Below are 23,559 nucleotides of genomic sequence, written 5' to 3'. Positions count from 1 at the left end.
GTATAAATTCAAAAATAAGGAAGTATAGGCTTGGCCGGCCGTTTAGTTAACCTTAAACAACTGTACTGCCTGTTCGGCAATAATAGGGGTTAAAGCCACACCCATGCCGTTACAGGCAACAAGTGCATGCACATTTTGTGTTAAAGAACGAACAAAAGGTTTTTTGTCGTCGGTGAAGGCCATAGTTCCGCTCCACCGATCCGTAATGGAATAAGGCTCCCTGCGAGGCAAATGGCTGTTCAGAAAGCGCTCCAGTTCATCCTGGATCACGCTGCTGATGCCTTCTGTAAGCGTGTATTCTTCCTCGAAGGATTTGTTTCTTGCACCACCAAGCAGGATACGGTTGCCCAGGTTGCGGAAGTAGTAGTAGCCATCATCAAAGTGAAAGGTTCCCTTAAGCGCTAAACCGGGAACAGGAGCAGTTACCAGTACCTGTCCCCTTGCCGGGATAATGTTTGTATTTGTGGCCAGGTCGCCGGTCAATGCATTAGTGCAAATCAGCAGTTGCCGGCACCGCAGTTCGCAGTGCTCTATATCCAGGTGCACCCAATCGCCTGTCGATGTCCACCCTTTTAACCCGGTAGAAAATAAGACTTGAACCCCGCTTGCCACAACAGCCCGGAGCAGTGCCTTCACGAGTTTACCGCTATGCAGGCTACCCTCAAGCCTATTTTCGACCATACTGTCCATTCCCCGAAACCCAAAACGTTCTAATTTTTTGTTTGACCAGGAGAAGCTTTCAGCTGATCCGGTGATTCCTTTCATCCCCTTGTTGAGCAGTTTCACGACTTCGCGCATCTTGTGTTCGGGCTGTATCACTTCAATAAAACATTCATAGCCGCCGCAATGATCGTAGTCGATTTCTGCATCGCCAAATACCTGCCGGATTTTTTGAATTCCCCTATATCGCATTTCAACAACCTGCCACATCTGATCTTCGCCCATAGAACCAATGTTGTTAAGCATCTCGGTCGGACTGCCAAAACAAGCAAAACCGGCGTTTCGGGTAGAAGCACCGCAGCTGATGTGCTCTTTCTCAAGTAGGGTAATTTTTGCGTTAGGGTAGGCTTGTCGCAGTTCCCACGCGCACCATAAACCGCACAACCCCGCGCCTGCAATTACAAAATCGGCGTCGTTGTAAAAAGCTTCACGTTCCCAGATACTGATCATGTTGCTAAATTATTAACAGGCTGTTTGGCAAGTTAAAAGTAATATTCACCGATCACCATTTTCCATGGTATAGTTTTTGGCTTCCCTTGCCAAATGATTATCATGAGATTAGCTGTAACATTCTTATTGGCGTGCGTAATGGTTGTCAGCGCAGACGCCCAGGGATTTAAAAATATTTTTAGAAAGGATAGTACAGGTAAAAGCGCAGTCGACAGGGTGCTGGGCGGCAACGGAAGCCAGGTGGGTGGATTGTCGGTGAACGAAATCGCAAACGGATTAAAGGAAGCACTTACCATTGGTGTTCAAAAAGGGTCGGGTAAACTTTCGGCGGTCGATGGTTTTTTTAAAGACGCTGCCGTAAAGATATTAATGCCTGCAGAGGCCGTGAAAGTTGAACAGAAGCTACGCGCACTTGGCCTTGGCAAGCAGGTTGACAACGCGGTTTTAACTATGAACCGGGCCGCTGAAGATGCGGCCAAAAGTGCATCACCGATATTTATCAATGCCATTAAGCAGATGACGATCCAGGATGCTGCAGGAATATTAAAGGGTGGGGACTTTGCCGCAACCGATTACCTTAAATCAAAAACAACGCTTGAGCTTACAAATGCCTTCAGGCCGGTAATTGAGAAATCCCTGGAAAAGGTGGATGCTACCAAATATTGGACGACTTTGTTCTCGACCTATAATCGTTTTAGCACAAACCAGGTAAACACCGACCTTACGGCGTACGTTACGGAAAAGGCACTTGCGGGCATATTCCACCAGGTTAGCCTCGAAGAGCAAAAGATCCGGAAAGATCCTGTTGCAAGAACAACCGACATATTAAAAAAGGTATTTTCAAAACAATAGACGTGAACATACTTTGCTTAAAAGGGAACAGGTGCCCAACCAGGCACCTGTTCTCTTTTATGTTGTCCTCTAATTCGGTCAGCATGCTTAATCTTTGCAAGACGGGTCTAACTTTTTTTGAACTAAGTCTCGACTGCTAAGTAAACGGAGCTTTTGAATTTAGGATTAGTATTCAATCACCCTGTCCGTTACTGCTTTTCCCCTTACTGTAACGATATAGATCTTATTGTAAACGCCGTCGGGCAATTGCTGGTATTTTGCTGCACCTTCCAACAGATTTACAAGTGTTGGTACCGTATTGGAATGCCCGGCAACAACAATCGTTTTGCCTCTCAGCTTTAGCAACTCCTGCGAAAAGCCTTCCTGGTTTTGTGGATTGTATTCTTTTATTTCTTTACCAGCCTTTTCGGCCCAAGGCTGTAAGGTCTGCCTTGTTCTTTTGTAAGCAGTGGAATAAAACTCATCTGGTAAATACTGTTTTAGCGTAGCCTGTAGTTGTTGTGACCGCTTTTTACCCGCGGCGGAAAGCTCAGGATCGTCTCCGCCCACCGTATCTTTTTCTGCATGCCGCACGAGTATAATCGTTGTAGGGCTGTCTGCGACTGTGCTGTCCGTACGTTGTGCATAACTGTTATTGAAACTGCCGCAGATAAACATCAGCAGCAATAGGGCAGGGTATTTTTTCATGATTGTTTCTATTGTTCCGGCAATTTACCCATTTCGGTTGTACCAGGCTTGCCTGTCATCATTTTCCCGGCCAATGCGGTAAGGTGCACGGCAACTTAGCCTGAACTGGTTGGATCAAATTCACCGTGGAACACCCGGCAGAACAGAACACCTGTGTTATATCAGGCAATGCGCTATTTTTAGCGAAATTTTCTGTTTGAAGACCATTTTTACTGAACCGCAAATTAACCTTACCATTCAGCGCCTGGCGCACCAGGTATTGGAAAATCATCCCGGGTTAGAAGACACCGTTATCATTGGTATGCAACCACGGGGAATATACCTGAGCGACAAAATTGTTGGTGAACTGAGCAGGCAGATCCTTCCAGGCAAGCTTAATTACGGCAAACTCGACATCACCTTCTATCGCGACGACGTACGTAAGCAATTGCACGTACCCAACAAAACAGATATCAACTTCAGTATAGAGAACAAACAGGTAGTGCTGATTGACGACGTATTGTATACGGGTCGTACCATCAGGGCAGCCCTCGACGCCTTACTCGATTTTGGCAGACCCGCAAAAGTTGAACTGTGTGTATTGATCGACCGCCGTTTTAGCCGTCAGCTGCCTATTCAGCCCGACTATGCCGGGAAGGTGATTGATGCGCTGATCACCCAGAAGGTCATTGTACAATGGAAAGAAAAAGATCCCCTGACGCAGGTAATCATTACGGAATAAGCGCAGCAGTTTATTCCATTTTGCCACCATTCACCAAGGTTATAACGTGTTTACCCTAATTTAGCGCCCCGAGATGAAACTTTCCACCAACCACCTCTTAGGCATCAAAGACCTCACCCCCCAGGATATCCGGTTGATATTAGATACCGCCCAACAGTTTAAAGAAGTTTTGCAACGTCCCGTAAAAAAGGTTCCCTCCCTTCGCGATGTAACCGTCGTTAACCTTTTTTTTGAAAACTCAACCCGCACCCGTATTTCTTTCGAACTTGCCGAAAAAAGGTTAAGTGCCGATGTCTTGAATTTCACGTCCAGCGCCTCTTCCGTTTCTAAGGGAGAAACCATGCTCGACACGGTGAATAACATTCTTAGCATGAAGGTGGATATGGTGGTACTTCGGCATAGTGCCAGCGGTGCACCGCATTTTTTGGCAAAGCATATTTCGGCTGCTATCATTAATGCAGGCGACGGCATCAATGAGCACCCTACACAAGCATTGCTCGATGCCCTGTCGATGGAGGAAGCCTTAGGAGGTAGTCTTAATGGCAAAAAGATTGCAATCATAGGCGACATCATGCACAGCCGGGTTGCCCTTAGCAATATATACCTGTTAACAAAATTGGGCGCCGAAGTTACCGTAGCCGGACCGCCTACCCTTATTCCTAAGTACATCAGCGAAGCATTTGGCGTAAAGGTATCGTACAATATAAAAGAAACCCTGCAGTGGTGCGATATTGCCAACGTTTTGCGTATTCAGCTCGAGCGCCAAAATCAGCCTTTGTTTTCATCACTTCGCGAGTACAACCTTGCGTACGGGATAAGCCGGAAACTGCTGGAAAGCCTTGGTAAAAAAGTCGTGATTATGCACCCTGGTCCGATTAATCGTGGGGTAGAGCTCGACAGCGATGTGGCTGATGGTCATGAAAGTATCATCTTGCAACAGGTCGAAAATGGGGTCGCGGTCCGAATGGCTGTATTATACCTGCTCGCCAATCGTGAAAGTTGACCTTCGGATTTGCCGGCGGGTCGATAGTTCTTTGCCGGTTTTCACCATTACAGCTAACTTTATTATTCATCAGCAACTCCCATCATGCGCATCTGTTTATTTCCCGGCACTTTCGATCCCGTTACCCTTGGTCATACCGACATCATCGACAGATCGCTGAGTTTGTTTGACAAGCTGGTTATCGGGATCGGCAAAAATGCAAATAAGGCACCCATGTTTTCTGATGAACAGCGCCTTGACTGGGTCAGGGAGATTTACCAGCACGAGCCAAGGGTGGATGCACTGGTCTACGAGGGGCTTACTGCCGACTGCTGTAAAACCATTGGTGCAAACTTTATCCTTCGCGGTATTCGTTACGTAAGTGATTTTGAGTACGAAAAGGCAATTGCGGATATGAACCGGAGCCTGGACCCTTCGATTGAAACCATTTTTCTTACCTGCCTGCCACAGTACACCTCCGTGGCTTCAACCCTTGTACGCGACGTTCTGCGCAATGGCGGCGATGTTAGCCAGTTTTTGCCCGATGCGGTCAACAAGTCCCTCCAGCGAAATAGCGGCCGGTCTAAACAGGCTAACCCTGCTAAGGCTTTGCACTAAGTACCATTCAACTAACCAGGACTGCTCAATCCTTTCAGCTGCAAACTATGTTCAATTTGCAAAGCTTCACACTCCTGCTGCTTTACGAGTTTTCTTTTTTTTGACGTGAGCATTCGGCCTCTGGGCAACATCGTTGTGTCACTCACTTTTACTACCAGCTCGTTACTCAACCAACCGAAGCGAGTAAACGCAAAAACCGAGGTTATTAAACGACACGCCCGCAGCATCTTGGTTGTTGGGGAGCTATCTATTGAAGTCCTAATTAATCTGGTTCTTATTATCGTAGTATCGCTCTACTATTTCAATAATGTTGTCATAAGTGTTCGAGAGGTATTCACTTAGTTCCTCCTCGCGTACCCACCGTAATTCCAGAATGTCCTCTTCTTCCTGGGGCACGAGTTGCTGATTGCCGGTAACCTCCATTGCATACCAATAGGTTTCCTTCTCAATCTGTTTGCCTTTTTCTTCGTACAAATGGTGGGTAATCCCAACTAACTCACCAAGTACAACTAATTGCAAACCTGTTTCTTCTTCAACCTCTCTTACCGCACATTCTTCTATCGACTCGCCATCATCCAGCTTTCCTTTTGGAAGATCCCATTTACCGCGCCTTAACATCAGCAAAATAGCCTTGTCTTCATTTCTTACAATACCACCTGCTGCAACAATCCTTTCTGCCATGCTTACACTTTTTTAGTAGACGGCAAAGGAACAATAATCTGGAGTAATTACCACAAAGCAAAACAGGGGAATCTTTAACGGACATATGGTGGGTGAAAGGAGTGCTCACATCCAGTGAGATGATATACTGCTGAAGCAAAGAGCAAGGGTTATTTTACAATATCCTTCCTGATCCCAAAAGAATCCATTAAGATCTAATCAACCTGTTCATCCATATTCCATAGTTTTCCCATCATCAACCATAAAATCATACTCCATGAAATCGCTGTAATTAACGTGCGGCAGTTTTAATGCAACCTCCATTATCTTCGCAAACATGACAAATGAAAAAGCTGTAGCCGAAAAGCTGCTCCAGGTGGGAGCAGTAAAACTAAGTCCTGAGAAACCATTTACCTGGGCCAGTGGCTGGAAGAGCCCGATCTATTGTGATAACCGAAAAGTATTGTCCTTTCCTTTCGTTCGCGATTTCGTTAAAAGCGAGCTTTGTAACGTGGTGTTCCAAAAATTTCCTGATGCCGATATTCTTGCAGGGGTGGCTACTGCAGGCATTGCCTGGGGAGCTATGGTAGCCGATCAGTTGAAGTTGCCGTACATCTATGTAAGGCCAAAGCCAAAAGAACATGGCCTCGGAAATCAAATCGAGGGGTTTTACGAGAAAGGACAAAAAGTAGTCGTTATCGAGGACCTGATCTCCACTGCCAAAAGTAGTTTGCAGGTGGTTGATGTGCTAAGATCTTCGGGGCTACAGGTAGAAGGTATGGTTGCTATTTTCGACTACGGTTTTGAACACGCAGCATCGGCCATTGCGGCAGCAACACTCGAATACAGTTCCTTAACAAACTACCCGACCTTGATTAGCCTTGCCATAGAAAAGGGGATAGTAGAACCTGGAAGCCAGGAGTTATTAAACGAATGGCGAGTAAATCCCGCAGAGTGGCAGGGAATTTGAAAATAGGTTTCACCTAAATACCTCAGAAAATATGAAAAGATCATTGATGATTGCTGTTGCTGTAATTTGTTTTGCGGCTGCTTCTATCGGGCAAAGCCGTAAACCTGAATGGGTAACCATTAAAACGCCGAACGTACGCTGTTGGGAGTGTAAGGTCAGGTTGGAGAGCTATATGAAGAGAGAGCTTTCACAAACCGAAGGAGGGATCATGAAAATGCAAATAAACCTCCTGAGTGGAACGACCAAGGTGCAGTTCTGGCCCGACCGGGTAAATACTAATTATATCAAAACCGCGTTTGCAAATGCAGGTTTTGATGCCGATGAAATTACCGCAGAAGAAGATAGCTATAAAAAATTGCCACCATCATGCAAGAGGGCTGAAGATGGCGGGGGACCTCAAAAGGGCAAACCTTGCCATATGCAACCGGTAAACTAAATATTCCCAAAACAAAAAAAGCCGTAGCGCACGCTACGGCTTTTTTATGCCCAAAAGTTTAGAAAAGGTCAACCTTATGTTTGCCTTCATAGTTGAATGGCATATTGATAAACAGCCCGCTTTTGCCCACCCGGGTACTGCCTTTTGCACCCACCAGAACTTCTTTATTAAAAAGCACATTCAAGGTGTTTTTGAAAACGTTTTTCATATCTACTTCCATACTTGCCGGGAGGCTGAATTCGGAATGCTTCTGAATATGCATCAGGGTATCAAGGGTAAACTTTCCTACAAAATTATTCTCCAGGTAAACGTCGCAATTCACGTTTTTAAGATCGATCTCAAAATTGTTCGGATTGAAGTAGACGAGGTCCAGTGAAACTGTTGAACGGTCAAAACCCCAATTTGAAACTTTGAAGTTCTTCATGTCCCGGTACTCAAAGGAGACAGGTTTCTTGCAGGAAGAGATTAAACCGACTGTCACCAACAGCAAAACGAGCTTGTACATTAAGAATGTGTTTTGCTGCAAAATAACAACATTACCAGACTTCGCTGAGAAATCCTGTGAGTTTAACAGCTTTTTCGTATACTAAAGAATTTGGCATAATTTCAACTTTTGCTTGCAGTTTTGAAAATGCATTGCAGTTAATATCTTTAGTACTGTTGTATTTTATAGTGTATTAGTCTTCAGCACCTTAAGAGTCTTGTTTGTAGTTTTATTTTAAAAGTTAATTTGCACTTCACCACTTTTTTTTTCATTAAGATTCCAACATTGTTAACAAATGACCTTTATTCATTAAAAAGCTTATGCAATTAATTGACAACCAATACTTGCCGTGCATTTATTTGATCAAGACTTTAATTAATGAGTCATATTTTGTTTTAGAGTACTGCGAAAACTTTCAAAAGATGAGTTTTCGCAATCGTTGTTGTATTGCCGGCAGTAATAATGAGATTGAATTAAGTATTCCCCTTCGCATGGGACGGGAGCAACATACCCCGATCCGACAAGTCGAGATGGATTACTCAGGCGGCTGGAACAAGCAGCATTGGAAGTCCATTCAATCCGCATATGCCCGTTCGCCCTATTTCGATTACTATGGTCCGCAGCTTAAGGCGCTGCTCCATTCAGAGGTGGCACTGCTGTTTGACTTCAACCTGGTTGCCCTCAACTGGGTTTTTGGCGCGCTTAAACATGATTGCGAGATCCTCCTTACGAGCAGCTATAAGCCATCATACAATGGCACATCCGTTATTGATAACCGGAACAGGTGGCGCCCAAACAACTACCGGTTAGTGCCTGATAGTGAGCTCCCTCGGTACACCCAGGTTTTCTCAAACAAACATGGGTTCAGGAAAAATCTAAGTATCATAGACCTGCTTTTCTGCGAGGGTCCTAACGCTGCTGCGATGCTGAGAGATTAAAAGTGTGGTTAACGTTTTGACTGAAAGACTGATTACTAATGCCGTATGGTGAGTGATGCGGAATTGTATTGAGTAGTTTATGAGGGGATATACCTGGGCCTAAACCCGATACATAGGCTTGCATGCAGTATTCCCTTAGTGACTGCGCTTTTTTAGGTGCATTATCGTAATTTGCTCTGCGTAATCATCCTTTCCCACCTTCATGAAAAATGGCTCACTCCTGGTTTTAATGTTTTGTTTTTTCCTTACTGGGTTTGCTCAGGATCTATCTAATAAGGGAAAGGACTTTTGGGTTGGTTATGGTTATCATGCGCAGATGGTTACCTCTAATAGCCAGCAAATGATACTATATTTTACGTCCGATCTGGCAGCTAACGTTACTGTTGAAATTCCCGCACTCAATTGGACCAGGACATACACTGTGCCGGCAAACGGAGTGGTAGAGAGTGCCCTCATGCCAAAAATTGCCACGCAGGATGCCCGGCTGGTTGCCGAAGGTGTTTATTCAACAGGTATTCACATCACCAGCGATAACCCGATTGTGGCGTATGCCCACATCTATGATGCAAACGTGTCGGGAGCAACCCTTTTGTTTCCAACAAACACGTTGGGACAGGACTACTATTCCCTAAATTTCAGGCAATCTTCAAATACGATCAATGCCAGCTCTTATGCTTTCGTGATCGCCACAGAAGATAACACAACCGTTGAAATAACACCAAGCGCTCAAACAAAAACCCATGTTGCCAACGTTCCTTTTACGGTAAACCTTAACAAGGGTCAGATTTACAACCTCCTGGGCCAGACAACGGCCAATACAGGGGTAGACCTTACCGGAACGAGGATAAGATCTGTCAGCACCGGAACAACCTCATGTAAGCGGATAGCTGTATTTTCAGGAAGTGGCCGCCTTTCTATTAGTTGCAACAATTCTCCATCAGCATCATCCGATAACCTGTTTCAACAGGTTTTTCCAAAAAACGCATGGGGTAGAAGATTCCTTACGGTACCAACAGCAACCCTTACCAATAACTTTTATAGGATAGCGGTCGGCGACCCATCAACCATTGTAACGGTGGACGGTGTCAGGCTTACCAACCTTGTCTCTAACTTTTACTACGAATTCCAGAGTACCACCCCTAAAGTAATTGCATCAGACCAACCGGTCCTGGTTGCCCAATACATTACGAGTTCAGGCACTACAGGTTGCAACAACATTACAGATGTAGGTGACCCGGAAATGATCTACCTGAGCCCGGTAGAACAAACCATAGGGAATATCACCCTCAACTCAACAGGGCGATTCAATATCTCCGAACATTATATTAATGTCGTGATCAGAACTTCCGGTGTGAGCAGCTTCAGGCTGGATAACGTTGCCCGTCCAACCAGTTTTCTACCGCACCCGGTGGATAACAGCTATTCTTACGCAAGGTTTTCTGTTGCAGCAGGTGCGCATAACCTGCGATCTGATTCTGGATTTAACGCCATTGCATATGGGTATGGAAGTGCTGAATCGTACGGATACAACGCAGGTACAAATATTCGTGACCTTAACCAATTCGTCTCCATCAAAAACGAATATGCCACCGTTAACTTCGCTGCTACCTGCAAAATAACCCCGTTTAATTTTTCCATTACACTTCCATACGAACCCAACTCAATAACCTGGGACTTCGCTAATAATCCGAATCTTTCACCAAATGTGCCGGTGAAAGACAATGCTCCGGGGGCGGATAGCGTATACCAACGTGATGGAAAAACCTTAAGGCGGTATACCTTGCCAGGTTCCTACAGCTTTGCAGCTGCAGGCACTTACCCGGTGAAAGTTTTTGTAAGTAACCCCAGCTCCGATGGTTGCCCGGGAGAGCAGGAGCTTAGCTACGACGTTGAAGTATTTGAAAAGCCTGTTGTGGACTTTTCGTTTGCCCACAACGGTTGTGTCAGCGACACTGTCTTATTTTCGGAAACGACCCTGCCCGGCGCCCGGCAAACCATCAAATGGATGTGGGACTTTGGTGACGCTACAACGGATACGGTAAAAAATCCCCGTAAGCTATATAGAAGCGCCGGCACCTATAATGTACGGTATGGTTCAGTTAACGACGTAGGTTGCTTCAGCGATATTACTAAGCCAATTACCAGATTAAATCCGCCCCTCGCAAACTTTGGGGTCGTTTCGCCTGCCTGCCTTGGCCAGGTTACAACCTTTACGGATAGTTCTACAACAAGCGCTGGAACGATTAGCAAATGGACCTGGATCTTTGGGGACGGCCGGGTAGTGTCAGCTACAAACGGAGCACCCGTTGTGCATACCTATAGCACAGCCGGTCAATTTACCGCTGCTTTAGTGGTAGAGTCTAGTTCAGGCTGCAGAAGTGATACTGCAAAGAAAACGGTTGTTATTGGAGCAACACCCATAGCTGCATTTAGCTTTCCTGCGTCAGTTTGCCTTCCCCTTGCAAACACAACATTCACTAATCAGAGTTCCATTGGCGACGGCTCTCAACAAACCCTTGCTTATTCATGGGAGTTTGGAGATGGGGCAATTTCCTCAGCAGCAACCCCAACTCATCTGTATTCATCAGCTGGTCCATTTCCCGTTAAGCTTACCGTTACAGCTCAGAATGGGTGTACAGATGATACAACCCGGCTTTTCAATACCATTCAGCCCCAACCTGTGGCGGATTTCAGTGTAAATAGTGAAACTTGCCTCAACGACAGCGTGGCTTTCACCGACAAGAGCACTTTAAGCGGTGGCAACGTTGTACGATGGCGTTGGGATTTTGGGGATGGATCAACCGATACCACCAGGAACCCGGTACACAGGTACACCAACCCCGGTACTTACACGGTCAGGCTATCATCAATATCGCCCGCCGGCTGTTCAAGTGATACGGTCACCAAGTCCGTGGTGGTAAATCCTTTACCTACACCAGCTTTTCTCACATCTGCCGCCTCTTGCGTGGGGCAACCTATCACCATTACCGATCAATCCGCCGCCAATTCGGGTTCCATTGTACAGTGGATATGGAATTTCGGCGATGGCACAACGGCAAACAACCTTAATGGAACCGCTTTTACCAAAATATATAATACCGCCGGCAGTTATGTCGTATCGCTTATCGTTGTTTCCGACAAAGGCTGCCGCAGCATAGCCCTTGCCAAAACACTGGTGGTAGGTACCGCTGCAATTCCGAATTTCAGGGTGCCACGTCTCTGTGCCACAGATGCAGTAGCCGCGTTTACCGACAGTAGTTTTCTGCCCGGGGGCAGCCAGTTGGGCCTTACTTATGCCTGGAACTTTGGGGATGCAAATGCCGGCCCGGGTAACCTGAATACTTCCAGCTTGAAAAACCCCACGCACAATTATTCATCAGCAGGAACCTATAATGTGTCTTTAACGGTTACATCTCCTACAGGTTGCGAGGCTACAGTGTCTAAACCCCTTGTTGTAAGTGGTGCGAACCCTATTGCGGACTTTTCTATACTCAACGGCGCAAGTCAATGCAGTAACCAGGTTGTACAAATTGAAAACCTGTCAACGGTAGCACCCGGGGAAATCACTCGTCTGGAAATCACCTGGGATTTTACAGGGGCACCAGGTGTGGTGATCATCGACACGAACCCGACCTTAAACAAGCGCTATTCGCACCAATACCCACCGGCAGCAACAAACATCACCTACCAGGTGAAGCTCCGTGCATTTTCGGGAGCGGCATGCGTAGGGGAAAAAATCTCAACCATAACGATCAATGCCAATCCTATTGTCAGGTTCTCGCAGGTTCCCGGTATATGCATCAATGCGTCACCACAACAACTTACCCAGGCATCGGCAAATGTTGCCGGCACTGGTGTATTCAGCGGGCCCGGTGTTACACCATCAGGTCTTTTTAACCCGGCAATATCAGGGGTTGGAACCTTTACTTTGAAATACAGGTTTACGTCAAACGCGGGTTGTACCGACTCAGCAAGCCAAACCATTACCGTATATGATCAGCCTTCGGCGCGGTGGACAACTACGCTACCCACTTGCGTAGGAAGCCCGGTATCTTTCCGGGATTCGTCTGTGGCCGGCTTTGGAAAAATCGTTCAATGGAAGTGGGATTTTGGCGATGGCACAACCGAAACGTTTTCCAACGGCAATCCTTTTACGAGAAACTTTGCTTCTACCGGCACCTACACGGCAAGTCTTCAGGTATTCACGGATAGCGGATGCCAAAGCCAGGTGTCTGCCAGAACATTGAAAGTGAATCCTCTTCCCGTTGTTGATTTTACTTTACCCGGAGTAGTATGTCTTCCAAATGGACAGGCCCGCTTTACAGATAACTCCACAATAGCCGATAGCAGTGAAAGCGCATTTACGTTCCGGTGGAATTTCGGGGATCCGGCAAATTCAGCGACCGGGTCAGGCAAGTCGCCTGTGCACAGGTATTCTACACCAGGTCCATTCAACGTAACGCTCTCCGTTACTTCAGGAGAAGGGTGTACTTCGAGCACAACTAAATCGCTTACCAAAGTTCTTCCGCAGCCCAGGGCGAACTTTTCGATAGCGCCGGCGGAGGCATGCATTGGTGCAAACTTCGTATTTGCCGATCAAAGTAGTGGCAACACCAGCAACCTGGCTACCTGGTACTGGAATTTCGGCGACGGCACTACGGCGCAAATGCAGAATACCAGTCGAACTTATACAACAGCCGGCAATTATAATGTAAGCCTGGTAGTTACAAATACGGATGGATGTAGTTCGGATACGACCATTCGTCCTGTAATTGTCTATGCTATACCAACTGTAAACGCAGGACCGGACATCGTGGTTTTGGAAGGTGGTTCAGTAACATTGGATCCTGAGATCACGGGATCAGGTTTGTCTTTTAAATGGACACCATCAACTTCTCTTAACAATGATACACTGCGTCGGCCAACGGTAACCCCGCTCGCTGATGCAACGTATAGGATAACGGCAACGTCACGTGGAGGATGTAGTGCAAGTGATGAGGCTCGGATAATCGTGCAATCCGGTCCAAAAATACCAAATGCGTTTTCCCCCAACCGCGACGGAATAAATGATACCTGGGTGATCCAGCACCTGGAAACATATCCTTCCGCAACGGTAGATGTGTTTAACCGGCACGGGCAGTTGGTTTACCATACAACAGGCTATACCCGACCCTGGGATGGCACGGTAAACAACCAGCAACTTCCTGTGGGGACTTATTATTACATTATCAACCCGAAAAATGGCAAACCACCATTCACCGGTTCGGTTACCATTCTAAGGTAATTGCCCGTTTTCACTTTGCACAATTTGGCTGAGCGGGTAAGTAATTAGCGCCTATTTAACTATTTTTAGAATATGAAATCATTTATCGGAAGCCTTGTTGTGGTGTTGTTCTTGTGCACAGGAAAAGGTTTTGCGCAGCAGCGGCCACACTATACCCAGTACATCCTGAATAACTATATCATCAATCCGGCCGTTGCTGGTATAGAAAACTATACGGATGTCAAGATCAGCCACCGTCATCAATGGGTGGGTTTGCAGGATGCGCCGGTCACTACCTACGCGACAATTCATGCTCCACTTCGGAAAACAGATTATCCCCGGGAAACTGCAACAGGCTTTGCCGCTTCCGGCGAGAATCCCCGAGGGCGCTCTTTTGTGCAGGAGTATACGGCTGCCGAGCCGCACCAGGGGATAGGTTTTACCATGCTTAATGATCGTACAGGTCCGCTCAACCGGTTTGGCGCCTCAGCCATGTTTGCTTACCATACCGGCATATCACCACAAACAAGTCTTGCTGCCGGCATTTCAGCTGGGGTTCAGAGCATAACACTCAATACCAGCAAGCTCGATTTCGGACCTGCTTTCCCGGTGGATCCTTCGGTTGCAGGAAGTGGTTACCTGAACAGGTTAAGTCCGGATGTTAGCGCAGGACTTTACCTTTACTCGCCGCAATATTTTGTTGGTCTTTCTGCACAGCAAATCATTCCGTCAAAGCTTAAGTTTTCAGAAGATACCGTAAGGCTGGCGGGCGGAAAGCTTATACCGCATATGTTTTTGACTGCAGGGGTTAGGTTGTTCCTGAGCGAAGACGTAAGTTTTATGCCTTCAACCTTAATAAGATATGTTAATCCTATACCTGTTGGGTTTGACCTGAATGCGAAGTTTCAGTACCGGGATTTGTTGTGGGTAGGGGGGAGCTACCGTTTTAAATATGGTTATGCTGCGATGCTGGGACTAAATGTGAACAGTACTTTTAACATCGGTTATTCCTACGATTATACGACTACCCGCCTCAATACGGTAAGCCAGGGAACCCACGAGATCTTGATCGGTTTCTTATTGGGCAACAGGTATGGTGATTGGTGCCCGCGGAATACTTTCTAATCTTCCATCTTATCTGGTTTTATTCTCATTAACATCCCCCTTCTTTCGTCGGGCATTGTTGCGACATGCGTTTACTTTCCCCTTTTACGGGCTGGCTAATTATTTTTGAGCTGTTCGATCCTCATATCAAATAATACCAGGTCGCGTGCTTGAAGATCAGCGATCCCGGTATATCAAAAAGCTTCACACTGATAAGCCTGACGGCGTATCACTAAACCAACTTATTGATCGTCAGTTGGCTGCATACCCAAGTGATCAATTGAATCAAGTTAGCACGTGGATAATTTTAAGCGTGGAGATGCCTTTATATTGGGGTACTCTTGCGAAATAAAAAATGGTGTAAGCTTATCACCAGGAATGTTAAGCTTACACCATTTAAAATCTTAGTTACTAAATGCGAACAATACGCAGGCGTTTCACAACCTTTTGGCGGGTAGAAGGCGGAGCTGTTAACTCGACTTCTTCAATAATCTCTTCTGTTACATGCTCGTCGCAAGTCGAGTGCGGTAAAACCTGCACTTTCGGAACTTCCTTGTATTCATAAGAGTAAGTTCTTGACGCATTGCGTACCGGCGCAGGAGGACAGTTTGCAACTGCTGGTGATATTATAATTGGTGAAGGCGGTAGTACCAAATTTGAAAACCTGAGTTGTAGTGCCTTTGCTTCTTCAGCATGAGCCTGTGCAAGCTCAGCATAGTAGAGGGCTTCCTTTTTGATGGCTTCTCTATCTTTAGTTGATTGCGCCTTAGCACTCTCCCTGGTTTTCTGACGGGTGATTACCTGGACCCTGGTTCCTTTGGTATCAAGTTTAAATTGGAGGTTTTTAAGCTGCGACAAAGCACTTTCAACCTGTTTTTCGATTTTAGCTGAATTAACGAGTGTGTTCCAGGACTGATTGTTTTTAATGTGAAGACCTTCCCTGTACAAGTCCACTTCAGCCGATAGCTCCTGCCACTTTATGTTCGACAGTTTTTCTTTAGCAAGTAGTTGCAATTCTTTGTTGAGCCGGGCAGAGTCAAGTTTAAAGTCTTTCAGGTGCTTTTCCAATTCGAAGTGAACATTTGAAGCAATAAATTCCTGGGCATGATCAACAGCAGGATCAACCACTTCAGCTACCAGGGTGCCCAAATCGTTTACTTCTAAATTCTTGCTAACCCGGTTAGATTTTAGCGGCGCCAGGCCAATTTTGGCTTTGATGGGTTCGGATAGGAAATAAACCGGGTTGAAAAGAATGTTGTCGGTTTTTACCACATCCACTTGTTGGTTAACCGCCTGGCTCACCAGGGTTGTTTTAGAAATATTTCCAGGCTTAGTCGTGCTGCGTTTTTGTGGTGTAAAGCCGGCGACCATTCCGAATATGAGCGTAATGCAAAGCAGGGCCAACACCTGGCGGCGGTAGTTCACTTGTTTTTCATTTCTCTCAATCATTCTTTTAACCCGTGTCAGCAAAGCCCTGTTGTTGTCAACTGCCGCCATTGCAAGTGAACCGTTTGAGGCAACTTTGTTAACTGCAATTTTTAGTAATGCGCGCGCGTAAGAGGCAGCGCTATATTGGTACTGCAACACCCAGTCGTCGCAGCAATTTTCGCGTTCGCGACGAATACTCTTGCTGAGCAACTGCATAAATGGGTTGAAGAACAGGGTAATTTCAATGATGGACAGCAGGAGATTAATGAGATAGTCGTGCCTTTTAATGTGTGCAAGCTCGTGTAGGAGGATGGCTTCAACCTGTTCGGTGCTGAGGTTGTTCACCACACTGATGGGCAGTAAGATCATTGGTTTAAGGAAGCCAACGGTAACAGGGCTTTCTACCAGACCTGACAGGAAAAGGCTAACCTTTCTTTTGATCCCAAACTGCGCGGCGAGCCTGCTGGTAAAGAGCCGCCAATCGATATGTGCCTTTTCGATTTCTCTTGTTCGAAGAATATGTGTTTTCCGGTAACAACGAATGGTTTTCACCGACATAAAAGTAAGCAATACCATATACGCCAGCGAGAGGTAAGGCAGGAATACCTCCGCCCGGACCATCAGCAGGTAAATTTTCTCGCTTACAGAATAACCTGGAAAGCCGGAGTCGATGTTGGCAAAAAACGGAAGGCCGTTTGTTTGTACGAAAAAGTTGTAATAGTAACAGAGGGTGCCCGAAAACCAGACGAACCCTGTTAGGTGAGAGAGTAATGCAACCTGATAAAGCCTGTGTGCTGAAAGCCTGGTTACGGATGAAACGAAATAATACAACAACCAGAGCAATGCATATTGCCATAAGCTGTTAATGATTGCGTACCCCAAAGCCTGCAGGAACGGAGATTGGGTCACCTGGAACATACCTATTGTTTTTTGAGGTTGTCGAGTAGTTGTTGAATTTCGTCCAACTCTTCTTTGTTCGGCACGTGATTACCAAGTGCCTGCATTACCAGCTGTGTGGATGATCCACCAAAAAGGCTGCTGATCATTTTGCCAACAAATTGGGTTTGCGTTTTTTCGCGGGTAACAATGGCCTGGTATACATGGGTTTTAGCGGAGTCATCTCTTTTTACGAGGCCTTTCTCAAACATGATCTGCATGAGTTTTAGAGTGGTGGTATAACCTGCCTCTTTAGATTGCAAGATCGTTTCATGTACTTCACGAACGGTGGCTTTTCCCTTATCCCAGAGCACTTGCAGGATCTCCAGTTCTCCTTCTGTTGGTTTGAAATGCTTTATATCTGTCATTTACGATTGTTTTCGTACCAATATTACAGTTTTCGCCCGTAATGAAAAAATCTTCGTACATCTTTTTTAATTTTGTTTGACGAAGATTGGGTGATGAAGGATAAAAGGTGCAAGCATCCTATCTCATTGGCTCTTAGAACCAATTCTCGCATTGATACTATGGTAAATGAGACGAAGCGGGGGAGGAAGAAGATGCGTTTTCCAATTTATAAAACCTGCTTTGCTCAATAAAGCTATGCGGTACAAGGGAGTGACACAACCGGAGCCAAAGTAAAGGTCTTCTGCCGGTCCCCAAAAAAATTACCTTGTATTCGAGCCGGAGCGTAAAAGAGCGCGCATGCATAAAAAAGCCCGGCAGAAATGCCAGGCTTTGTTCTTTTTTGATATGATCGTCTTAACAGCAATTAGCTGAGGCGTACTAATCTTCTTTAATCCGAAGCACAAAATCAGCATCCTGGCTGCCAAAATACTTGCGGTATTTTTTGGTAATACGTGCAGGCTGTTCTTTTCCGTCTACAACCATAATCCCGTCTTTATATTTTACTTCGGTTTTACTGCCCGATACAAGTCCGTCTCTTTTAAGTTCTCTTACGAGTTCATCAGTAGGCGAGTTGTCGTCTGCAGGGGTCACACTCCGGCTTGCTGCCGGTTGGGTAAGCGCCGTTGTTGGCTGTAGCCTGTGAACATTTGCAGAGGATTCGTTGCTATGTACATGGGCGAGTGTAGGTGCAATTACAAGCGAAACAATCGACATAAGCTTGATGAGGATGTTCATTGAAGGGCCGGAAGTATCTTTAAATGGATCACCTACCGTATCGCCGGTTACAGCAGCCTTATGCGGATCACTGCCTTTTTTGAATGTTTGCCCGTTGATGTCGACACCTTTTTCAAACGACTTTTTTGCATTGTCCCATGCACCGCCAGCATTATTCTGGAACATTCCCATCAATACACCACTGACGGTAGCACCGGCCAGGAATCCACCGAGCGCTTCGGGCCCCAGGAGGAAACCAATAATCAGCGGAGAAATAATTGCGATGGCACCGGGTAACATCATTTTTTTGATTGATGCCTCTGTTGAAATAGCCACACATTTATCGTATTCCGGCTTGCCCGTGCCTTCCATAATACCGGAAATTGTTCTGAACTGTCGACGCACCTCTTCCACCATTGCCATTGCGGCTTCACCGACTGCGCGAATTGCAAGTGAGGAAAATATAAAAGGGATCATCGCACCAACAAACAGGCAGGCTAATACGTCTGCTTTATAAATGTTGATGGCATCCTGGAGGTCGTAACCATTTTGTTTGACCACGCCAACGTATGCGGCGAACAATGCCAGCGCCGTGAGTGCGGCAGAAGCAATAGCAAAGCCTTTACCTGTGGCAGCTGTAGTGTTGCCGACCGCGTCGAGAATGTCGGTTTTTTCACGAACCTCTTTGGGCAGTTCACTCATCTCCGCAATACCACCAGCGTTATCGGCAATCGGTCCGAATGCATCAATAGCAAGTTGCATGGCTGTTGTTGCCATCATACCGGCGGCAGCGATAGCCACACCATATAAACCGGCAAACTGGTAGCTACCCCATATACCTGCAGCTAAAACGAGGATGGGAAGAAAAGTACTTTCCATACCTACGGCCAAACCACCAATTACATTTGTTGCATGGCCCGTACCCGACTGGCGGATAATGCTCATAACCGGGCGCTTACCCATAGCGGTGTAATATTCGGTGATCATACTCATAAGGGTACCTACCGCAAGACCAACGGCAATGGCGCCAAACACCCGCATTGGTGTAAAGGCAAAATCGCGGAGGTTCATGGTTTCGGGTAATATCCAGATTACCAGGAAGTAAGAAGCGATAGCGGTTAAAACGATTGAACCCCAGTTGCCCATGTTCAGCGCACGCTGAACGGCATCAGTACTAAGACCGGCATTGTCGGATATTTTTACAAAGAGGGTTCCTACGATTGAGAAGAGAATACCTACGCCTGCAATCATCATTGGCAGCAGGATAGGCGCCATATCGCCAAACTGGTTTAGCGCTTCAGCGGGGATAGTGGTTTCGCGGCCGAGAACCATAGTAGCCAAAACAGTGGCGACATATGAACCGAAAAGGTCGGCACCCATGCCCGCAACATCACCCACGTTATCGCCAACGTTATCAGCAATGGTGGCCGGGTTTCTTGGATCATCTTCAGGAATGCCGGCTTCTACTTTACCTACCAGGTCGGCACCTACGTCGGCCGCCTTGGTATAAATACCGCCACCTACACGGGCGAATAGCGCGATACTTTCAGCACCAAGGGAGAAACCAGTAAGCACTTCAATGGTACGCTCCATTTCCAGGCTGTCGACAGCTGCGCCGGGGGCAAATAAAGCTTTAAGAATAATAAACAAGCCGCCCAAACCAAGCACCGCAAGACCGGCAACACCAAGGCCCATTACGGAACCACCGGTGAATGAAACGGAAAGTGCTTTTTTAAGGCTGGTTCGTGCTGCCTGCGCGGTACGCACGTTGGCGCGGGTTGCAATCTGCATTCCAATGTAGCCAGCAAGGGCACTAAAAAATGCACCAAGAACAAAAGCCAGGGCAATGCTCCAATGGCTGTTTGCATTGCTATAGCCCATTATCGCCAGTAATACACCGGCAATGATCACGAAATAAGTAAGGATTTTATATTCGGCCCGCAGAAACGCCATTGCGCCCTCGGCTATATAACGGCTGATCTCCTTCATTCGGTCAGTCCCCGCATCCTGCGACGACACCCACCTAAACTTGATAAGCGTGTACAAAAGTCCAATAACACCCATCACGGGTACTGCGTAAATCAGATTATCCATAAGCGATCGTTTCTTTTTTTTGGTGGGCAAAAATAGGGTAAAATGCAGTAAAACAGGAATACATGGTATTTTAATGAAATAACACGTTAAAGTAGTGTATTTAAGTTCTTTGTGGCAAAAATTTAAGAAATCACCTGCTTTCGCCTTGGGTGTATATACGCTTGTCTGATTAAAAACTGTTTACAATGGCATGGTTGTCCGTTCCCAATAGCGCTGGTATCAGGACCCTGATGTAGCCATTTATCGCTTGTAATCGCCAGCGGTGGATCACAACGCGGCTTCGTGATAAACCACTGGTTTAAACAAGACCTTGGTTTTATCTTCAGCGATCGGCTTCATCACTAATTAAACCCGTTTATGACCTGGCAACGTAATGGCTTTACCATTGATACTAACAAAGACCAACTTGATCTTAATTATATACACGAGTTTTTAAGCACGCAATCCTATTGGGCAGAACAAATACCCTTCGACATCGTGAGGCGATCAGTGGAAGGCTCCCGTTGCTTTGGGGTATACCGCAATGAAAAACAAGTTGGTTTTGCGCGGTTGATTAGCGACGCAGCAACTTTTGCATACCTGGCGGATGTATTTATTGATGCTAGCCATCGTGGGCAGGGTCTGGGTAAGTGGCTTATGGAAGTAATCCTTGGTCATCCTGATGTGCAGGATGTGCGGGGGATCATGTTAGGTACAAAAGATGCCCATTCGTTGTACCAGAAGTTTGGATTTACAGCTATCGACGATCGGTTTATGCGACTGCATTTCCCTAATCGTTATAAACAACAACAACCGGCGAAGTAGGCCGGTTGTTGAAATTAAGTGATTTGATTTAGCCTTCGAGTTGCAGGACTTTTTCAAAAAGTTCCTCGTACATTTTATTCAACATCCCGAGTGATTGCTGCACCTGCTTGTAAGCATTCTCCAGGGCAACAAACTTCTGGCGGTCTGAAAAGTTTTCGGGTTGCGCAAGGTCGGCTTCGATTCGTTTTTTCTCTTGTTCAGCTTTGTTGATGTCTTCCTCAAGCGTAGCGAGGCGTTTTTGCTGCTTCTGCAATTCTTTCTGAAGCTCTTTGTTGATCGGTTGGTTTGGGATGGCAGGAGCCACCGGCTGCTTAGGGGTACTTACAGCAGCCCCGTTTGTATGTGGTTGGCCATTAGAATCCGGCAGGGGTTTCTTTTGATCCTTTTCCATCGCCGATATTTCGGTTTTTGCAGGTTTTACAGGCTTTGGCTGATTGTCTTGCCTTGAGTTAGCCTGCTTTTCCATACGTTCATTCCAGGCAACCCATTCATCATAACTTCCTTTGAATTCCTTGATTTCGTGGTCTACGATTTCCCAGATCTTATTGGCCGTTTTTGAAATGAAATAACGGTCGTGGCTTACCAGTATATAGCTGCCTTCATATTTATTGAGTGCTTCTGCAAGCAACTCAACCGTATGCATATCGAGGTGGTTCGTCGGCTCATCCAGTATAAGAAAGTTGGCTTTACTTACAATGGTTTTTGCAAGCGCGACCCTTGCCTTTTCGCCCCCGCTCAATACACGTATTTTTTTCTCTACATCATCACCACTGAAAAGGAAAGCACCTAAGAGCGCACGCAGCTCTACTTCTGTTTTCTGGCTGCCTGCATCTTTCATTTCATCAAGTACGGTATTGGTCAGCGTTAATGCTTCCAACTGGTGCTGGGCATAAAAGCTATCATCTACATTATGGCCCCATACGCGCTCTCCGGTAAAGGGTTCCGTACCCGCAATCATTCGAAGTACGGTCGATTTGCCTTTACCATTTGCCCCGATCAGGGCAATCTTGTCACCCCGGTCAATTTCAGCTGAGGCGTGGTCGACAATCTGGAGTTTGCCAAAATTTTTGCTGACGTCTTTCAGCGACACCAGTACCCTCCCGGGAACCTTATCTATTCTAAAATTTATGCGAAGGTCGGGACGCTCCAATTGAACATCTTCTACTACATCAAGCCGGTCGAGGCGCTTCTGTACGCTTTGTGCCTGTGCTGCTTTACTGGCCTTTGCCTTAAAACGTTCAATAAAGCGTTCCTGCTGACGGATGTAGTCTTGCTGGTTTTCAAAAGCACGTTGCTGCATTTCAATCCTGACCTCTTTTTCTTTTTCGTAGAAGTCGTAGTTACCCGTGTAAATATGCAGCTGACGCTGGTATAACTCAACGATCTTGTTAACCATCTTGTTCAGGAAGTATTTATCGTGGCTCACGATTACCACACTCCCTTTATAGTTAATCAGGTACTTTTCGAGCCACTCGATCGATGGAAGGTCAAGGTGGTTCGTCGGTTCATCCAGCAACAGAACGTCCGGTGCCTGCAGGATCATTTTTGCAAGCAATACCCGCATGCGCCATCCTCCGCTGAATTCTTTATAGGGTCTGCTGAGGTCGTCGTTGCTAAAGCCCAGTCCATGTAAAACCTCTTCAGCTTTGTAATTTACATTGTAACCATCGAGCACATCCATCTCATGCAGTGCGTCCGTATATTTTATGAGCAACTCTTCGTTGTCCGCATCTTTTTCCAACTGTTGGCCATACAGTTCAATATCTTTCTCGAGTTGCCTCACTTTCTCAAATGCTCCAAGTGCTACTTCGGTTATGGTTTCGTTGGTATCGAAACTCAGCAGGTCCTGGTGCAGGTATCCAATCGTGGTATCGCGTCCCTTTTCAACTGTGCCCACAGAAGGCTGGTATTCGCCAACCAAAACCTTTAATAAGGTCGACTTGCCCGTTCCGTTATAGCCGATGAGCCCGATGCGGTCACCGGGCTGAATATGCCAGGTTGCCTCACTTACGATAACCCGGGCGCCAAATTCAAATGTTACATTTTGTAATCCGATCAACATATACTGTCTGTTTTTACATCAACCTTAAGGGTCGATGTTTTGCTATTCGCTTCCCCGGCGCCTGTTAATGGCCCATCCCAGCAGGTGAACTACTTTTTAAGTATTACGAACTTTTATTTATGAATTAGTGTCCTGCTTAGTGTATCAAAACGCCGGTTTGAAACCCGCACGCCAAATCGCACTGAACCGGCAGGTTTATACACTTATGTTATTGTTAATTAAACCAAT

The 23,559-nt window shown here is 46.2% G+C and carries 18 protein-coding genes; 10 read left to right on the top strand and 8 right to left on the bottom strand.

Annotation, left to right across the window (positions count from 1 at the left end):
* Window positions 1-42: 42 nt before the first annotated feature.
* On the bottom strand, window positions 43-1,170 hold the full coding sequence (locus tag EXU57_RS04370; RefSeq protein ID WP_133266920.1) for an NAD(P)/FAD-dependent oxidoreductase: 1,128 nt from the start codon (window positions 1,168-1,170) through the stop codon (window positions 43-45).
* A 102-nt stretch (window positions 1,171-1,272) separates the two neighbouring features.
* Here EXU57_RS04370 and EXU57_RS04365 point away from each other — a divergent pair, with 102 nt between their 5' ends.
* Window positions 1,273-2,022 (top strand): DUF4197 domain-containing protein, encoded by a 750-nt coding sequence (locus EXU57_RS04365; RefSeq protein ID WP_243745495.1) that lies wholly within the window; start codon window positions 1,273-1,275, stop codon window positions 2,020-2,022.
* A 165-nt stretch (window positions 2,023-2,187) separates the two neighbouring features.
* Here EXU57_RS04365 and EXU57_RS04360 read toward each other — a convergent pair whose 3' ends face one another.
* The gene (locus EXU57_RS04360; protein ID WP_133266919.1) at window positions 2,188-2,709 is read right to left on the bottom strand and encodes a SixA phosphatase family protein; all 522 of its coding nucleotides are present in this window, start codon (window positions 2,707-2,709) and stop codon (window positions 2,188-2,190) included.
* A 196-nt stretch (window positions 2,710-2,905) separates the two neighbouring features.
* Here EXU57_RS04360 and pyrR point away from each other — a divergent pair, with 196 nt between their 5' ends.
* The 3 genes from pyrR to coaD all read left to right on the top strand — a co-directional run bounded on the left by pyrR (window position 2,906) and on the right by coaD (window position 5,030).
* Complete coding sequence (gene pyrR / locus EXU57_RS04355; RefSeq protein ID WP_133266918.1) at window positions 2,906-3,430, top strand: bifunctional pyr operon transcriptional regulator/uracil phosphoribosyltransferase PyrR; 525 nt, start codon at window positions 2,906-2,908, stop codon at window positions 3,428-3,430.
* 73 nt (window positions 3,431-3,503) lie between these two features.
* Entirely contained in the window at window positions 3,504-4,433 is a 930-nt protein-coding gene (locus tag EXU57_RS04350) for an aspartate carbamoyltransferase catalytic subunit (protein ID WP_133266917.1), read from the top strand.
* An 84-nt stretch (window positions 4,434-4,517) separates the two neighbouring features.
* Window positions 4,518-5,030: a pantetheine-phosphate adenylyltransferase gene (gene coaD / locus EXU57_RS04345; RefSeq protein ID WP_165958027.1), complete on the top strand. Its 513-nt coding sequence runs from the start codon at window positions 4,518-4,520 to the stop codon at window positions 5,028-5,030.
* A gap of 258 nt (window positions 5,031-5,288) precedes the next feature.
* On the opposite strand, the gene EXU57_RS04340 is transcribed toward coaD, so the two are convergent.
* A complete protein-coding gene (locus EXU57_RS04340; RefSeq protein WP_133266915.1) occupies window positions 5,289-5,711 on the bottom strand; it encodes an NUDIX hydrolase in 423 nt (140 codons plus the stop codon).
* A 316-nt stretch (window positions 5,712-6,027) separates the two neighbouring features.
* Here EXU57_RS04340 and pyrE point away from each other — a divergent pair, with 316 nt between their 5' ends.
* Both pyrE and EXU57_RS04330 read left to right on the top strand, forming a co-directional pair.
* Complete coding sequence (gene pyrE, locus EXU57_RS04335; protein ID WP_133266914.1) at window positions 6,028-6,660, top strand: orotate phosphoribosyltransferase; 633 nt, start codon at window positions 6,028-6,030, stop codon at window positions 6,658-6,660.
* 31 nt (window positions 6,661-6,691) lie between these two features.
* Window positions 6,692-7,096, top strand: a complete 405-nt coding sequence (locus EXU57_RS04330; protein ID WP_133266913.1) for a copper chaperone — start codon at window positions 6,692-6,694, stop codon at window positions 7,094-7,096.
* Window positions 7,097-7,154: 58 nt separating this feature from the next.
* Here the strand turns inward: EXU57_RS04330 and EXU57_RS04325 are convergent, their stop codons facing one another.
* The gene (locus tag EXU57_RS04325) at window positions 7,155-7,601 is read right to left on the bottom strand and encodes a hypothetical protein (RefSeq protein WP_133266912.1); all 447 of its coding nucleotides are present in this window, start codon (window positions 7,599-7,601) and stop codon (window positions 7,155-7,157) included.
* Between the two features lie 299 nt (window positions 7,602-7,900).
* On the opposite strand from EXU57_RS04325, the gene EXU57_RS04320 reads away from it, so the two are divergent.
* From EXU57_RS04320 to EXU57_RS04310, 3 genes are all read left to right on the top strand, one after another.
* A complete protein-coding gene (locus EXU57_RS04320; protein ID WP_133266911.1) occupies window positions 7,901-8,518 on the top strand; it encodes a WbqC family protein in 618 nt (205 codons plus the stop codon).
* Between the two features lie 340 nt (window positions 8,519-8,858).
* The gene (locus tag EXU57_RS04315; RefSeq protein ID WP_165958025.1) at window positions 8,859-13,802 is read left to right on the top strand and encodes a PKD domain-containing protein; all 4,944 of its coding nucleotides are present in this window, start codon (window positions 8,859-8,861) and stop codon (window positions 13,800-13,802) included.
* A 72-nt stretch (window positions 13,803-13,874) separates the two neighbouring features.
* Window positions 13,875-14,906, top strand: a complete 1,032-nt coding sequence (locus tag EXU57_RS04310; RefSeq protein WP_133266909.1) for a type IX secretion system membrane protein PorP/SprF — start codon at window positions 13,875-13,877, stop codon at window positions 14,904-14,906.
* Window positions 14,907-15,296: 390 nt separating this feature from the next.
* Here the strand turns inward: EXU57_RS04310 and EXU57_RS04305 are convergent, their stop codons facing one another.
* From EXU57_RS04305 to EXU57_RS04295, 3 genes are all read right to left on the bottom strand, one after another.
* Window positions 15,297-17,231 carry a M56 family metallopeptidase gene (locus EXU57_RS04305; RefSeq protein ID WP_133266908.1) on the bottom strand — a complete coding sequence of 645 codons (1,935 nt, stop codon included), beginning with the start codon at window positions 17,229-17,231 and terminating at the stop codon, window positions 15,297-15,299.
* 2 nt (window positions 17,232-17,233) lie between these two features.
* Window positions 17,234-17,617, bottom strand: a complete 384-nt coding sequence (locus tag EXU57_RS04300) for a BlaI/MecI/CopY family transcriptional regulator (protein WP_133266907.1) — start codon at window positions 17,615-17,617, stop codon at window positions 17,234-17,236.
* 418 nt (window positions 17,618-18,035) lie between these two features.
* Window positions 18,036-20,465 (bottom strand): sodium-translocating pyrophosphatase, encoded by a 2,430-nt coding sequence (locus EXU57_RS04295; protein WP_133266906.1) that lies wholly within the window; start codon window positions 20,463-20,465, stop codon window positions 18,036-18,038.
* A gap of 357 nt (window positions 20,466-20,822) precedes the next feature.
* On the opposite strand from EXU57_RS04295, the gene EXU57_RS04290 reads away from it, so the two are divergent.
* A complete protein-coding gene (locus tag EXU57_RS04290; protein ID WP_133266905.1) occupies window positions 20,823-21,269 on the top strand; it encodes a GNAT family N-acetyltransferase in 447 nt (148 codons plus the stop codon).
* Window positions 21,270-21,297: 28 nt separating this feature from the next.
* On the opposite strand, the gene EXU57_RS04285 is transcribed toward EXU57_RS04290, so the two are convergent.
* Window positions 21,298-23,331 carry an ABC-F family ATP-binding cassette domain-containing protein gene (locus EXU57_RS04285; RefSeq protein ID WP_133266904.1) on the bottom strand — a complete coding sequence of 678 codons (2,034 nt, stop codon included), beginning with the start codon at window positions 23,329-23,331 and terminating at the stop codon, window positions 21,298-21,300.
* Window positions 23,332-23,559 lie beyond the last annotated feature (228 nt).

The sequence above is a fragment of the Segetibacter sp. 3557_3 genome, assembly GCF_004354985.1.
Lineage (GTDB): Bacteria > Bacteroidota > Bacteroidia > Chitinophagales > Chitinophagaceae > Segetibacter.
This window is presented reverse-complemented; position numbering and strand designations above follow the sequence as displayed.